The 13,658-nt window shown below is 70.5% G+C and carries 15 protein-coding genes and 1 riboswitch; of the genes, 8 read left to right on the plus strand and 7 right to left on the minus strand.

Annotation, left to right across the window (positions count from 1 at the left end; genetic code table 11):
• Window positions 1-3: 3 nt before the first annotated feature.
• The 3 genes from AB0A63_RS04795 to AB0A63_RS04805 are packed head-to-tail and all read right to left on the minus strand — an operon-like array spanning window position 4 to window position 3,105.
• Entirely contained in the window at window positions 4-822 is an 819-nt protein-coding gene (locus AB0A63_RS04795; RefSeq protein WP_360385385.1) for a carbohydrate ABC transporter permease, read from the minus strand.
• Window positions 822-1,820 (minus strand): sugar ABC transporter permease, encoded by a 999-nt coding sequence (locus AB0A63_RS04800; RefSeq protein ID WP_360385387.1) that lies wholly within the window; start codon window positions 1,818-1,820, stop codon window positions 822-824. The genes AB0A63_RS04795 and AB0A63_RS04800 overlap by 1 nt, the downstream gene beginning before the upstream one ends.
• A 10-nt stretch (window positions 1,821-1,830) precedes the next feature.
• Window positions 1,831-3,105: a sugar ABC transporter substrate-binding protein gene (locus tag AB0A63_RS04805; RefSeq protein ID WP_360385389.1), complete on the minus strand. Its 1,275-nt coding sequence runs from the start codon at window positions 3,103-3,105 to the stop codon at window positions 1,831-1,833.
• Between the two features lie 223 nt (window positions 3,106-3,328).
• Here AB0A63_RS04805 and AB0A63_RS04810 point away from each other — a divergent pair, with 223 nt between their 5' ends.
• Together AB0A63_RS04810 and AB0A63_RS04815 are read left to right on the plus strand one after the other, a co-directional pair.
• Window positions 3,329-4,084 (plus strand): GntR family transcriptional regulator, encoded by a 756-nt coding sequence (locus AB0A63_RS04810; RefSeq protein WP_360385391.1) that lies wholly within the window; start codon window positions 3,329-3,331, stop codon window positions 4,082-4,084.
• A 10-nt stretch (window positions 4,085-4,094) separates the two neighbouring features.
• The gene (locus AB0A63_RS04815) at window positions 4,095-5,555 is read left to right on the plus strand and encodes an MFS transporter (protein ID WP_360385393.1); all 1,461 of its coding nucleotides are present in this window, start codon (window positions 4,095-4,097) and stop codon (window positions 5,553-5,555) included.
• On the opposite strand, the gene AB0A63_RS04820 is transcribed toward AB0A63_RS04815, so the two are convergent.
• Window positions 5,529-6,443 carry a threonine/serine dehydratase gene (locus AB0A63_RS04820; protein ID WP_360385395.1) on the minus strand — a complete coding sequence of 305 codons (915 nt, stop codon included), beginning with the start codon at window positions 6,441-6,443 and terminating at the stop codon, window positions 5,529-5,531. The two genes, AB0A63_RS04815 and AB0A63_RS04820, sit on opposite strands and share 27 nt — an antisense overlap.
• Window positions 6,440-7,369, minus strand: a complete 930-nt coding sequence (locus AB0A63_RS04825; RefSeq protein ID WP_360385397.1) for a threonine/serine dehydratase — start codon at window positions 7,367-7,369, stop codon at window positions 6,440-6,442. The genes AB0A63_RS04820 and AB0A63_RS04825 overlap by 4 nt, the downstream gene beginning before the upstream one ends.
• 63 nt (window positions 7,370-7,432) lie before the next feature.
• Here AB0A63_RS04825 and AB0A63_RS04830 point away from each other — a divergent pair, with 63 nt between their 5' ends.
• Both AB0A63_RS04830 and AB0A63_RS04835 read left to right on the plus strand, forming a co-directional pair.
• Window positions 7,433-7,951 (plus strand): hypothetical protein, encoded by a 519-nt coding sequence (locus AB0A63_RS04830; RefSeq protein ID WP_360385399.1) that lies wholly within the window; start codon window positions 7,433-7,435, stop codon window positions 7,949-7,951.
• 562 nt (window positions 7,952-8,513) lie between these two features.
• The gene (locus tag AB0A63_RS04835) at window positions 8,514-9,467 is read left to right on the plus strand and encodes a S1 family peptidase (RefSeq protein ID WP_360385401.1); all 954 of its coding nucleotides are present in this window, start codon (window positions 8,514-8,516) and stop codon (window positions 9,465-9,467) included.
• Between the two features lie 10 nt (window positions 9,468-9,477).
• Here AB0A63_RS04835 and AB0A63_RS04840 read toward each other — a convergent pair whose 3' ends face one another.
• Both AB0A63_RS04840 and thiE read right to left on the minus strand, forming a co-directional pair.
• A complete protein-coding gene (locus AB0A63_RS04840; RefSeq protein ID WP_360385403.1) occupies window positions 9,478-10,239 on the minus strand; it encodes a class III extradiol ring-cleavage dioxygenase in 762 nt (253 codons plus the stop codon).
• A gap of 31 nt (window positions 10,240-10,270) precedes the next feature.
• Window positions 10,271-10,909 (minus strand): thiamine phosphate synthase, encoded by a 639-nt coding sequence (gene thiE / locus AB0A63_RS04845; RefSeq protein WP_360385405.1) that lies wholly within the window; start codon window positions 10,907-10,909, stop codon window positions 10,271-10,273.
• Window positions 10,910-10,935: 26 nt separating this feature from the next.
• A riboswitch (TPP riboswitch) is annotated at window positions 10,936-11,047 on the plus strand.
• Between the two features lie 3 nt (window positions 11,048-11,050).
• On the opposite strand from thiE, the gene AB0A63_RS04850 reads away from it, so the two are divergent.
• The 4 genes from AB0A63_RS04850 to AB0A63_RS04865 all read left to right on the plus strand — a co-directional run bounded on the left by AB0A63_RS04850 (window position 11,051) and on the right by AB0A63_RS04865 (window position 13,571).
• Window positions 11,051-11,995, plus strand: coding sequence for an FAD-dependent oxidoreductase (locus tag AB0A63_RS04850; RefSeq protein WP_360386622.1), 945 nt, complete (start codon window positions 11,051-11,053; stop codon window positions 11,993-11,995).
• Window positions 11,992-12,192 (plus strand): sulfur carrier protein ThiS, encoded by a 201-nt coding sequence (gene thiS, locus AB0A63_RS04855; protein ID WP_360385407.1) that lies wholly within the window; start codon window positions 11,992-11,994, stop codon window positions 12,190-12,192. The genes AB0A63_RS04850 and thiS overlap by 4 nt, the downstream gene beginning before the upstream one ends.
• A 1-nt stretch (window position 12,193) precedes the next feature.
• The gene (locus AB0A63_RS04860) at window positions 12,194-12,949 is read left to right on the plus strand and encodes a thiazole synthase (protein ID WP_360385409.1); all 756 of its coding nucleotides are present in this window, start codon (window positions 12,194-12,196) and stop codon (window positions 12,947-12,949) included.
• Window positions 12,950-13,127: 178 nt separating this feature from the next.
• Window positions 13,128-13,571: a MarR family transcriptional regulator gene (locus tag AB0A63_RS04865; RefSeq protein WP_237048146.1), complete on the plus strand. Its 444-nt coding sequence runs from the start codon at window positions 13,128-13,130 to the stop codon at window positions 13,569-13,571.
• Window positions 13,572-13,658: the final 87 nt, after the last annotated feature.

Raw genomic sequence — 13,658 nt, forward strand, 5'->3', positions numbered from 1 at the left:
GCGTCATCCCTTCACTGCACCGGCGGTGACGCCGGCGACCATCTTGCGCTGGACGATGAGGAAGAACACCAGCGCGGGCACCGTGAACAGCACGGAGGCGGCCATCGCGCCACCCCAGTCGGTGCCGAACGCCGTCTGGAAACCGGACAGCCACACGGGCAGCGTCTCGCTGTCCTGGCTGCGGATCAGCACCTTGGCGAACAGGAACTCGTTCCACGCCGTGATGAACGCGAACACCGAGGTCGCCACGAGACCGGGGCCGAGCAGCGGCAGCGTCACCTTCTGGAACGCCTTCCACCGGCCGCAGCCGTCGACCATGGCGGCTTCTTCGAGCTCGATCGGGATGCCGTTGACGAACCCGCGCAACGTCCACGCGCAGAACGGCAGCGTCACCGCGAAGTACACGAGGACCAGCGACGACAGGTGTTCGTAGAGCTGCAGGTCCCGCATCATCAGGAACATCGGGATCAGCAACGCCTCGAACGGCGCCATCTGCGCGACCAGCATCAGCAGCACGAAGCCCTTGCGGCCGCGGAACGCGAACCGCGACATGGCGACCGCCGCGGTGATGCCGACGACGATCGCGGCGAGCACCGCGGTCAGCGTCACCAGGAGGCTGTTGCCCAGCGACGACAGGAACCCCGGCTTCGTCCACGCGGTGACGAAGTTCGTGAACGTCACCGAGAGCGGGATCAGGTCGTAGTCCGACGTGATCGTCGAGCCCTTGGGCTTCAACGCCGTCGTGATCATCCAGTACGTCGGGAAGAGGAAGAACAGGGCCAGCACGAGGCCGACGACGTTGGCCGCGGACTTCTTGAGCATCAGATCTTCCCCTCCTCGGTCTGCAGCAGCTTGCGCAGGTACTGGAACGTGATCAGGCCCAGGATGACCATCATCAGCACGGAGATCGCGGCCGCGACGCCGAAGTGGCTCTTCGCGATGCCCTCCAGGTACTGCAGCACCGGCAGCGTCGTGCTCTGCCCGCTGGGACCGCCCTCGCGGAACACCCAGATCTGGGCGAAGACCTTGAAGTCCCACAGCGTCGACAGGAACGTCACCATCATCAGCAGCGACTTGATCTCCGGCCACGTCACCGCGCGGAACGTCTGCCACGGGGAGGCGCCGTCGATGCCCGCCGCCTCGTAGAGGTCGCGCGGGATGCCGATGAGCCCGGCGTACAGGGAGAAGGCGAGGAAGGGGATCGCCTGCCAGACGATCAGCAAGCCGACGACGGACAGCGTCGACGAGCCGGAGGAGAACCACGAGTAGCCGGCGAACGAGTCGAACCCGAGCTGCACCAGCGTCTTGTTCAGGATGCCGTAGTTCTGGTCGAACATCCACTGGTACACCGTGGTGGACGCCAGGATCGGCATCGCCCACGCGCAGAGCATCGCGATCTGCAGCGCGATCCGCACCCACGGCGTCAGCACGCGCATCAGCAGGGCGATGCCCAGGGCCGCGCCCACCGACGTCACGACGACGGACACGGTGAACACGACGGTGCGCAGCGAGACTTCCCAGAAGCGCTCGTCCTGCAGCACGGTCGCGTAGTTGTCGAGGCCGGTCCACACGATCTCGCCGCGGACCAGCTCACCGAGGTTGAGCTGGCGGAAGCTCGTCACGAACACCGAGACGACCGGCCAGCCGATCAGCCAGAGGATCGCGAGGAGTGCGGGGGCCAGCAGCAGGTAGGGCAGCGCCCGGTCGAAGGCGCCGCCCCGGTGGCGGCGCTTGCGCGCCCCACCCGTCACGGCAGGCGGCAGCGCCGGCGGGATGTTCCCGGCCGGCGCTGCCGTTTCGGTCGTCTTGACGGCCGTCATCTCGGCTGGGCTATCCCATGGCCTTGGTGACGGCGTCGCTCGCGTCCTTCGTCGCCTGGTCGAGCGACTTCGCACCCGTCAGGTACGCGGTGAGCGCGTCCTTCAGCGGGTTCTGGCCCGCCTCGACGGCCGCCCACTTCGGCGTCACCGGGGTGACCTTGCCGTTGGGGGACGAGGCCGCCATGGCCTTGCCGATCGCGTTGGTCTCGAGCTTCGCGGTGTCCTTCGAGGTACCGGGGACCGCGCCGCCCTCGGCGAGCATGTCCTGGTACTTCTTCGACGACAGCAGCGCCAGGTACTTCTTCGCCGCGTCCGCGTTCTTGCTGGACGCCGGGATCGCGAGGTTCGAGCCGCCGAGGAACACGGGCGCGGCGGAGCCGGCCTTCTTCGACGGGATCGGGAACGCCGAGGTCTTGTCCTTCAGCTCCGGCTTGGCCTTGACGGCACCGGCGAGCTCCCACGGGAGACCGACCATCATGCCGACGTTGCCCGTGCCGAAGACCTCCATCTGCTGGGGCTTCGCCTCGTCGATGTCAGCCGGGACCTTCTTGACGGCCGAGGCGTCGTACAGCGCCTTGTAGGCCTCGAAGCCCGCCTTGGCCTGCGCGGAGTCGAGCGTGCTCGTCCACTTGCCGCCGTCCTGCTTGGCGACGTCGCCGCCCTCGTCCCAGATGAGCGAGAGCAGGAAGTACCAGGACTGACCCGGCAGGTACAGGGCCTGGAAGTCCGGGTTGGCCGCGTTCGCGGCCTTCAGCTTGGTGATCGCGTCGATCCACTCGGCCCGCGAGGTCGGCGGCTGCGCGATGCCGGCCGCCTGGAACAGGTCCGTGCGGTAGATGACGGTGCGGTTCGCAGCGTAGAACGGCACACCGTACTGCTTGCCGTTCATCGTGAGCGAGTCCTTGAGACCGCCGAGCCACTCGGCGTCGTTGAACTGCTTCGCGTCCGCGGTGAGGTCGGCCAGCGTGCCCTGGTCGGCGAAGCTCGCCGTCTGGGTGTTGCCGAGCTCGATGACGTCCGGGGGCGTGCTGCTGGCCAGTGCCGTGGTCAGCTTCTCCTGGATGCCGGTCCACTTCTGGACCTCGTACTTGACCTTGACGCCGTTCGCGCTCTCGAACTCCTTGTTCAAGGCGTCGGTCAGAGTTGCCGGCGCGGAGCCGTCCATGAGCCACACGGTGATCTCTTTGGACTCCGTGCCGCTACCGCTGTTCGTGCTCGTGCCACATCCGGACACGGCCACTGCCAGTGCGGCGGCACCAGCAGCGAGTCCTCTCCAGCCCTTCACAGTCGCGCCCTTTCAGCAAGCCCGGCCCCTCGGCCGGAACGCCCAAGTGGTGTAGACCAATGCGGAACAGCGTGTGCCGCGTCACCCCTCCTGTCAAGCGCGTTGCCAAAGCGTTGCGGAGTCCTCGGACCTTTTTTGAGTCGAATGGCGGGGGTTCGGACGCGCAGGAGGACCCGGACAGGGCATCCTTGTGGGGCGTGACATGGAGTGCGAGGAGGAGGCCATGCTGGAGACGACGCCTGCATCAGGCGTGGACGCCAGGACGCGTGCGCAACGCGAACCCAAGTACTGGGGTCTCAAGCGGCACCTGCTCGACCTGCTGAGGGCGCTGCCGCCCGGTTCACCCATCCCCACGGAACGGTCGCTGGCCGCGGAGTTCGACGTCTCCAGGACCACGGTCCGCCAGGCGCTCGCCGAGCTGACGGTCGAGGGGCGGCTGCTCCGGGTGCAGGGCAAGGGCACCTTCGCGGCCGAACCGAAGGTCGCCCAGAGGTTGCAGCTGTCTTCGTACACAGAGGACATGCGCGCCCAGGGCCGCGTGCCGTCGTCCAAGCTCATCGAGGCCTCGGAGATGCCGGCGGAGGCGGAGCTCGCCCGGTACCTGGGCGTGCGTCCCGGTGCCAAGGTGCTGCGCCTGCACCGGCTGCGCCTGGCCGACAACGAGCCGATGGCCATCGAGACGACCCACCTCGCGCTGGGCCGGTTCCGCGGCCTGCGCCGCTACCTGGCGCCCGGTGCCTCGCTGTACCAGGTGCTGTCCGACCGGTTCGGCGTCGAGATGGGCCACGCGGAGGAGACGATCGAGACGGCGCTCGCCTCGCCCGAAGAGGCAGAGTTGCTCGGGGCGGACATCGGCCTGCCGATGCTGCTGCTGTCGCGGCACTCGTTCGACACCGAGGGCAACCCGATCGAATGGGTGCGCTCGGTCTACCGGGGCGACCGCTACAAGTTCGTGGCCACGCTGAACAGGCCGTCTTGATCGGCGGGGCATGATCGCCTGGGGCACGCCGCGCGCCCGCGCGGTGCTGGCCACGACGATCCTCGGCTCCGGCATGGCGATGCTCGACGGCACGATCGTCAACGTCGCCCTGCCCCGCATCGGCGCCGAGCTCGACGCGTCCGTGACCGACCTGCAGTGGATCCTCAACGGCTACCTGCTGGCGCTGGCCTCGCTGATCCTCGTCGCCGGCTCGCTCGGCGACCGCTTCGGCCGCCGCCGCGTCTACGTGACCGGCGTCGTCTGGTTCGGCGTGGCGTCACTGCTGTGCGGCGTCGCCTGGAACGTCCCGGTGCTGGTCGCGGCCCGTGTGCTGCAGGGCGTGGGCGCAGCGCTGCTCACGCCCGGCGCGCTCGCGATCCTGCAGTCGTCGTTCAACCGGGAGGACCGCTCGCGTGCGATCGGCGCCTGGTCGGGCCTGTCCGGCGTGGCCACGGCGATCGGCCCGTTCGTCGGCGGGCTGCTGGTGCAGGCCTGGTCGTGGCGGCTCGCGTTCCTGGTCAACCTGCCGGTGGCGGCACTGTGCGTGTACCTCGCGCTGCGGTCGGTGCCGGAGTCGCGCGACGAGACGGCGGGGCACCCCCACTACCTCAGCGCGGTCGTCGGAGCCGCGGGGCTCGCGCTGCTGACCGGCGGCCTGGTCGAGCAGTCCTACCCGGTCGCGGCCCTCGGGCTGGTGGCCATGATCGCGTTCGGCGTGGTCCAGGCGCGCTCGCACGACCCGCTGGTGCCGCCGGAGCTGTTCCGCGACCGCACGTTCCTGGTCGCGAACCTGCTGACGTTCCTGGTCTACGCGGCACTGGGCGGCGTGATGGTGCTGCTCGTGCTCCAGCTGCAGGTGTCGCTGGGCTACTCGCCGACGGCGTCGGGCCTGGCCAGCGTGCCGATCACGATCATCATGCTGCTGGCGTCGTCGACCTCGGGCAAGATCGCCCAGCGCTTCGGCCCGCGCGTGCAGCTCGTCGCAGGCCCGATCGTCGTGGGCCTCGGCATGCTGCTGCTGCGGGGCGCCCAGCCCGGCGCGGGCTACCTCACCGGCGTGCTGCCCGGCGTGCTGGTGTTCGGCCTCGGCCTGGCCGCCGTGGTCGCGCCGGTCACCGCGACCGTGCTGGCCTCGGCACCCGACCACCACGCGGGCGTCGCGTCGGGCGTGAACAACGCCGTGGCGCGCACCGGCAGCCTGCTCGCGATGGCCGTGCTGCCGGCCGCCGTGGGCATCACGGGCGAGGGCTACGCGGACCCCGCGGTCATGACCTCGGGCTGGCGGATGGCGCTCGTGCTGTGCGCGGTGGCGGCCATCGTCGGCGGCCTGCTCGCGCTCGGCGTGGACAACCGGGTGCTGGCCACCGACCACGAGCAGCCGGACAACCCGCACCCCGGCGACTGCCTGCACTGCGGCGTCGAGGGACCGCCGACGCACATCCGCTCAGGTGGCGAGAAAGCGAGCCAGTAGCGCGGGGTCGACGTTGCCGCCGGACACGACGGCGACCCCGCCCCCGCCCCCGCCCAGCCTGGCCTGGGCGGCCACGGCGACCGCACCGCTCGGCTCCGCGACCAGCCTGGCCCGCCTGGCCAGGTCCGCCACCGCCGCGAGGATCTCGTCCTCGGTCACCGTCACCACGTCGTCGACGTACCGGCTGATGTGCGCCCAGGTGAGCTCGGACGGCTCGTCGCGCAACGCGTCGGCGATCGTCTCCGCACGGGCCACGGGGTCCCAGCGCACCAGCTCACCGGCCCTGAACGAGTCCGCGACGTCCGCCGCGAGCGCCGGCTCAGCGCCGACCACCCGGACGTCCGGCTTGATCGCCTTCACGGCCGTCGCCACACCGGAGATCAGCCCGCCACCGGACATCGGCACCACCACGGTGTCCACCGACGGCAGGTCGGCGAGGACCTCCAGCCCGATCGTGCCCTGACCGGCGATCACGTCGGGGTGGTCGAACGGCGGGATCAGCACCGCACCGCGTTCGGCGACGAGCTCCCGCGCCCGCTGCACCCGCTCGGTGATCCCGACGATGAACACCTCCGCGCCCAGCGCCCGCGTCGCCGCGACCTTCACCTCGGGCGTGTTCGACGGCATCACGATCGCCGCGGGCACCCCGTGCAGCCGGGCGGCGTAGGCGACGGCCTGCGCGTGGTTGCCGCTGGAGTAGGCCACCACGCCGCGCGAGCGGTCCTCCAGCAGCGCCAGCGCGTTGAGCGCACCGCGCAGCTTGAAGGCGCCGATCGGCTGCAACGACTCCGGTTTCAGCCACCCCCGGCCGAACGGCAGCAGGGGCGTGCGCACCACGTGCGGTGCGATCCGCTCCGCCGCCGCCAGGACGTCTGGGAGCGCGATCATCCGAGGATCGACGCGAGCAGGGCCGGTTCGACGTTGCCGCCCGACACCACCGCGACGGTCTTGCCCTCCGGCAGCGACCGGTTCAGGTGGGCCGCGACGACGGTGGCACCGGACGGCTCCGCCACGGTCCGGGTGCGGCGCGCGATCTGCCGCACGGCGTCGCGGATCTCGTCCTCGGACACCGTGACGATGTCGTCCACGTACTCCTTGATGTGCGCCCACGTCAGCTCCGACGGCTCCGCGCGCAGGCCGTCCGCCGACGTGCGGGCGCGGTCGTGCGCGTCCCACCGCACCAGCTCGCCCGCCTTGAGCGACGCGGCCGAGTCACCGGCCAGCTCCGGCTCGACACCGATCACGCGGGCGTTGGGGCACAACGCTTTCACGGCCACCGCGACACCGGAGACCAGCCCGCCGCCGCTCACCGGCACCAGCACCGTCGCCACGTCCGGCAGGTCCTCGCAGATCTCCAGGCCGACCGTGCCCTGCCCGGCGATCACGTCGAAGTGGTCGAACGGCGGGATCAGCGTGGCCCCGCGCTCCTCGACCAGCTCCGCCGCGCGCGACTCCCGTTCGGTGATGCCGACGACGAACACCTCGGCGCCGTGCGCGCGCGTCGCGTCGATCTTGAGCTGTGGCGTGTTCTCCGGCACCACGATCGCCGCCGTCATGCCGAGCGTCTTCGCCGCGTAGGCGACCGCTTGCGCGTGGTTACCGCTGGAGTACGCCACGACACCGCGCGCACGTTCCTCAGAAGGTATGCGGGACAACGCGTTCACCGCGCCGCGCTGCTTGAACGCGCCGATCGGCTGGAGGTTCTCCGGCTTGATCCACAGCGAGGAGTCGAAGGCCAGCAACGGGGTGCGGACGACGTGGGGGGCGATCGCGGCGGCGGCCGCGCGGATGTCCTCGATGGTCACCAGGCGCATGTGTCGATGATGCACGTCACCGGCGCACAACCGGTGAACTGTGCCCAACGTCCCACGTGTGTCATGGCTGATAAGGAGAAGATCACCCCCGTCAAGCTCGTCGCGAGCGTGCTCGCCGCCGTCACCGCGGCCGTGCTGAGCCTGCGCCTCAACGTGGTCGGCACGATCATCGGCGCGGTCCTCGCGAGTGTCGTCACCACCGTGGGAGCGGTGCTCTACCAACGGTCCATGGAGCGCGAGAAGCGCTGGCAGGTCGTCGCCGTCGGCGGTCTGCTCGCGTTCGTCGTCGCGGTCCTCGCCGTCACGAGCGTCCAGCTCGTCTCCGGCACATCCGGCGGCACCGGTCCGGCGGAGCAGAAGGTCGAGCCGTCGACGTCCGCGGAACCGCAGAAATCGGTCAACCGCACCGAAAACAACCCGCCGCCGGCCACCGAGACGGTCACCGTCTCACCGCCTCCGGGCACGTCCGGACGGTCGTCCGCCGAAAGCACCACGACCACTGCGCCGACCACCACGACGACAGGCTCGCCACCGCCCGCTGACGGCTCGACGCCTGTTCCAACGGGCGACCCCATTCGGTGATCACGTCACTACGTTGAGCGATAGTTAACTGTCAATTGCTACGCACCGCAGTTGATCTGTCGTGAGCTGTGACACACTTCGTCCACAGTCGGGTTCGGGCGTCATAGATAACAGGCCCGTAACGTCACTCGAACGGGCGAAAGTTTAGCTCCGAAAGAGACCGAAGGAGGGCGCGATGAGGCTCGTGGAAGGACCACTGGAGCGCAGTGCCCTCGGCCGAGAGGCCACGCGGAAGGAAGTGGGAGGGGTGGGGCGACCCCTGCCGCCGCCCCACCACCCGTCCCCCTAGAGCCCCCGAGAGAAGGTCCCTGCAACCGATCTCTCGGGTTCCCCTGCACCCGAAAGTGAGGGAGACGTCTTGATGAACCGCACGAGTGCGGCCCGTGTAACCGGTGCCGTTCTGCTCGCCACCGGAGTCGTGACTGCTCTCAGCGTACCGGCGTTTGGTGCGCCTGCCGCGCCGGTTGGCGGAACTGGTTCCGATACGGAGAGCTACCCGGCCGAGTTGCTCCAAGCGGTCGAGCGTGATTTGGGCCTGAACGCTGACCAGGCACGCGTCCGGTTGGCCTCTGACCTCAAGTCGAGCGAGATCGCCGAGCAGGCGAAGAGCTCGCTGGGCGACGCGTTCGGCGGAGCGTGGATCGACCAGGCGACCGGCAGGCTGACCGTTGCCGTGACCAAGTCCGGACTCTCCGTGACCGGCGCGGACACCAAGGTCGTGAAGAACTCGCTCACGCAGCTCAACGGGACCAAGTCGGTCCTCGACCTGATGAGCGCTCCCCAGTCGATCGCCAGCTGGCGCGTCGACGAGAAGTCCAACAGCGTCGTGGTCGAGGTCAACAAGACCAAGCGCGACGCCGCAGCGGAGCAGTTCATCGCCACCGCGAAGTCCGTCGGCTCGACCGTCACGGTCGAGGAGGTGACCGAGAACGCGACCCCGCTGTACGACCTGCGCGGTGGCGACGCCATCTACATGGGCAGCGGCGGCCGCTGCTCCCTGGGCTTCTCGGTGACCGGCGGCTTCGTGACGGCCGGCCACTGCGGCACCACCGGCACCTCGGTGTCCGGCTACAACCGCGTCGCGGCCGGTTCGTTCGCCGGCTCGGTCTTCCCCGGCAACGACATGGCGTGGGTCCGCACCAACTCCAACTGGACCCCGCGTCCGTGGGTGAACCGCTACAACGGCACCAACGTGACGGTGCAGGGCTCGACGGTGGCGGCCATCGGCGCGCAGATCTGCCGTTCGGGCTCCACGACCGGCTGGCGCTGCGGCACGGTCCAGGCCTACAACTCGACCGTGAACTACCCGCAGGGCACCGTCCGCGGCCTCACCCGCACCAACGCGTGCGCGGAGCCCGGTGACTCCGGTGGCTCGTGGGTGGCGGGTTCCGGCTTCGGCCAGGCCCAGGGCGTGACCTCCGGCGGTTCCGGCAACTGCACCTCCGGCGGCACGACCTACTTCCAGCCGGTCAACCCGATCCTGTCGCGCTGGGGCCTGACCCTGACCCGCGGCTAGGAGCTGCTCGCTAGCTGAACTGGACAGACCGTTTCGAGAGCCCGTACCAGAAGCCTTCAACGCTGGTACGGGCTTTCTCGTCGCTCGCGGCGCCCAGCGCGACGAAGAGCGGCGCGAAGTGCTCGGTCCGCGGGTGCGCGATGCCGGCCGCGGGCGCCTTCACCTGGAAGTCGAGCAATGCGTCCACGTCACCGCTCGCGAGCTGCCGGTGCGCCCAGTCGTCGAACTCCCGCGACCACGACGGCGGCGCGTAGTCCGGTCCGGCCGGGAAGTTCACGCAGCTCAGGTTGTGCGTCATGAACCCGCTTCCGACGATCAGCACGTTCTGCTCGCGCAACGGCGCCAGCTTCCGGCCGATCCCGTGCAGCGCGCGCGGGTCCAGCGTCGGCATCGACAGCTGCAGCACGGGCACGTCCGCGTCCGGGAACATCTCCTTGAGCGGCACGTAGGCGCCGTGGTCCAGCCCGCGCCGCTCGTCCTGCTCGACGTGGCCGCCGAGCAGCTTGCGCACGTCCTCGGCCAGCTCCGGCGCGCCCGGTGCCGCGTAGGTGACCTCGTAGTAGCGCTGCGGGAAGCCCCAGAAGTCGTAGACCAGCGGGACGGTCGTGGTGGCGCCGATCGTCGTCGGTGCCTCCTCCCAGTGCGCGGAGACCACGAGCACGGCCTCCGGGCGCGGGAGCGTGGCGGACCAGTCCCTCAGCTCTCTGGTCCACGTGGCGTCGTCGGCCAGCGGGGGAGCCCCGTGGCTCAGGTACAGCACAGGTGCGCTCACGCCGTCGAGCGTACGCCGTTTTGTTCAAATTTCAACGATCAAGTTCAATTTTGAACGACCTGGCGGCGGCGCGCGGGTCCTCGGCGTCGGTGATGGCCCTGACCACGACCACCCGCGTGGCACCCGCGGCCATGACCTCGTGCAGGTTCCCCAGGTCGATGCCGCCGATCGCGAACCACGGCCGCCGCGAGCGGGTGGCGCGGACGAGGTCCAGCCCCGGAGCCGGGCGACCGGGCTTCGTCGGCGTCGGCCAGCACGGACCGGTGCAGAAGTAGTCGACGCCCGGCTCGCCGGCCGCCGCCCGCATCTGGTCCACGTCGTGCGTCGAGCGGCCGATCACCGGGCCGTCGCCGATGATCCGGCGGGCCAGCGGCACCGGCAGGTCGTCCTGGCCGAGGTGCAGCACGTCGGCGTCCACGGCGTGCGCGATGTCCGCGCGGTCGTTGACGGCCAGCAGCTTCCCGTGGCGTTCAGCGGCTTCGGCGAGCACCTCGATCGCCGCGAGCTCCTGCCTGGCCTCCAGCGACTTGTCCCGCAGCTGGATGACGTCGACACCGCCGGAGAGGGCGGCGTCCGCGAACTCGGCCAGGTCGGGCCGGTCCGGGGTGCAGAGGTAGAGCGTCGCGTCGGCGAGTCGTTGCCTGATCAGGTTTCCGTCGAGTCCTGGCACGCACGCACGTTAACCGTTATGTTGAAGGCGGTCCGCACGGGAGCCTGGAGAAGACCGGGCTGAGAGGGAGCGTGGTTCGCTCCGACCGTCGAACCTGATCCGGGTCATGCCGGCGCAGGGAGCGTGAATGCCTTGAGCACTGTGGAAGTGACCGTCGTGGGCGGCGGTGTCATCGGCCTGTCCGTCGCGCTGTTCGCGGCACGGGCCGGCTACTCGGTCTCCGTGTCCGACCGCGGTTCCCCGCACGCGGGTTCGCGGGTCGCGGGCGGCATGCTCGCACCGCTCACCGAGGCGTGGCCGGGCGAGGAAGCCGTGGTGGCGCAGGGGGTCGAGGCGCTCGTGCTGTGGCCGGAGTTCGCCGCGTCGATCGGCGTGGAGCTGTTCACCGCGGGCACGCTGGCGGTCGGCACGTCCCCCGGCGACCTCACCGACCTGCGGCACGCGGGGGAGCTGCTGACCTCGCGCGAGATCCGCGCGTTCGAACCGTCGCTGGGCCCCGCCGTGCGCGGTGGGGTGCACACGAGCGACCTCGCCGTCGACAACCGGGCGCTGCTCTCCGCGCTGGAGAAGGCGTGCGCCGAGGCCGGGGTGCGGTCCGATGTGGACGGCCGGGTCCGCGTGATCGCGGCCGGTGCGTGGAGCGCGGGGCTGCACCCGGCGCTGCGGGACGTGGTCCGGCCGGTCAAGGGCGAGATCCTGCGGCTCACCCACCGCCCCGGCGCGCTGCCACCGCCCCGGCACACGATCCGCGCGCTCGTGCAGGGCCGAGCCGTGTACCTGGTGCCGCGCACCGACGGTGTGGTCGTCGGCGCCACCCAGTACGAGGCCGGTTTCGACACCGACGTGACCGTGGCGGGCGTGCGGGACCTGTTGCGCGACGCGGAGGTCGTGCTGCCCGGCCTCGCCGAGTACGCGCTGACCGAGACCGCCGTCGGGTTCCGCGCGGGCAGCCCCGACAACGTGCCGGTCGTGCGGTGGCTCGAACCCGGCGTGATCGCCGCGACCGGCCACCACCGCAACGGCCTGCTGCTCGCCCCCCACACCGCACGCGAAGTGCTGCGGTTGCTCGAAGGAGGAACGTCGTGAAGGCGAAGGTGAACGGCACCTTCCGCGAGCTGTCCGACGGCACGTCGGTGGCCGCGGTGGTGTCGCTGGTGGGAGCGCCGGCCGCGGGCGTGGCCGTGGCGCTCGACGGTGTCGTGGTGCCCAAGGCGTTGTGGGACAGGACGATCGTGCCGGACGGCGGCGTGGTCGAGGTGCTGACCGCGGTCCAGGGAGGCTGACGTGGACGACCCGCTCGTCATCGCGGGCAAGGAGTTCCGCTCCCGCCTCATCACCGGCACCGGCGGTGCCGCGAACCTGTCCGTGCTCGAACGCGCCCTGGTGGCGTCCGGCACCGAGCTGACCACCGTGGCGATGCGCCGGGTCGACGCCGCCGGCCAGACCGGTGTGCTGGAGCTGTTGCGGCGCCTGGGCATCGAGGTGCTGCCGAACACCGCCGGCTGCCGCACCGCCGCCGAGGCCGTGCTGACCGCGCAGCTCGCCCGCGAGGCACTGGAGACGAACTGGGTCAAGCTGGAGGTCGTGCACGACGAGGAGACCCTGCTGCCCGACCCGGTCGAGCTGCTCGACGCCGCCGAACGGTTGGTGAACGACGGTTTCGTCGTGCTGCCCTACACCAACGACGACCCGGTGCTGGCGTTGAAGCTCCAGGACATCGGCTGCGCGACCGTGATGCCGCTGGGTTCGCCGATCGGCACCGGCCTCGGCATCCGCAACCCGCACAACATCGAGCTGATCACCGCCCGCGCCACCGTTCCGGTCGTGCTGGACGCGGGCATCGGCACCGCCTCCGACGCCGCGCTGGCCATGGAGCTCGGCTGTTCGGCGGTGCTCCTCGCCACCGCCGTCACCCGTGCCGGTGACCCGGAGCTGATGGGCGCCGCGATGCGCTGTGCCGTCGAGGGCGGCCGGCTCGCCCGGCTGGCCGGTCGCATCCCGCAGCGCTTCTGGGCGCAGGCCTCGTCACCGGGAATCTGAACGGCCCAGGCAGTCGGTACCTCTCCTCCTCGGCGTTCGGGAACGGGGCCGTTCCCGAGGTCGTCTCCCTTCGCACGCGATAAAGCCGCGGTGGTGAACGCGCAGCCGCTACCGTGGGTGCACACGTGTTGGGGGATGATTGACCATTGCTGATTTCCGTCGAGGAGGACGACTAGCCGTGACGGCCCCCATTGACGCCGAGGTCGAGGACGCGACCGCGCGCCTGTACCTGGCGATCGGCCGGCTGGCCCGGTTGCTGCGCCGCACCGGATCGCCCGGACTCGGCCCCGGCGCGGTCTCCGCGCTGGCGACCCTCGCCCGCTGCGGCCCCATGCGCCTCGGTGACCTGGCGACGAAGGAGGGCGTGGCCCCGCCCACGCTGTCCCGCATCGTCGCCGCGCTGGTCGAGGCCGGGTACGTGAAGCGCGAACCCGACCCGCAGGACGGCCGCGCCTGGCTCGCCACCCCCACGCCCGAGGGCGAGACGATGGTGTCCGGTGTGCGCTCCGCACGCGTGCGCGAGCTGCAACGCCGCATCGAGCAGCTCACGCCCGAACACGTCTCGGCCCTGGTCAACGCGCTGGACGCGCTGGAAACACTGGTCGGCGAAGAGTCGAAGTAGCGCCGTCGGTCCGCAACTCGACGAAATCGATCGTCACCGAGCCCGTTTTCGGTGCCCTCGCCGGGATAACCTCGCGGAGATCCTTCC

The organism is Lentzea sp. NPDC042327 (genome assembly GCF_040647275.1).
Lineage (GTDB): Bacteria > Actinomycetota > Actinomycetes > Mycobacteriales > Pseudonocardiaceae > Lentzea.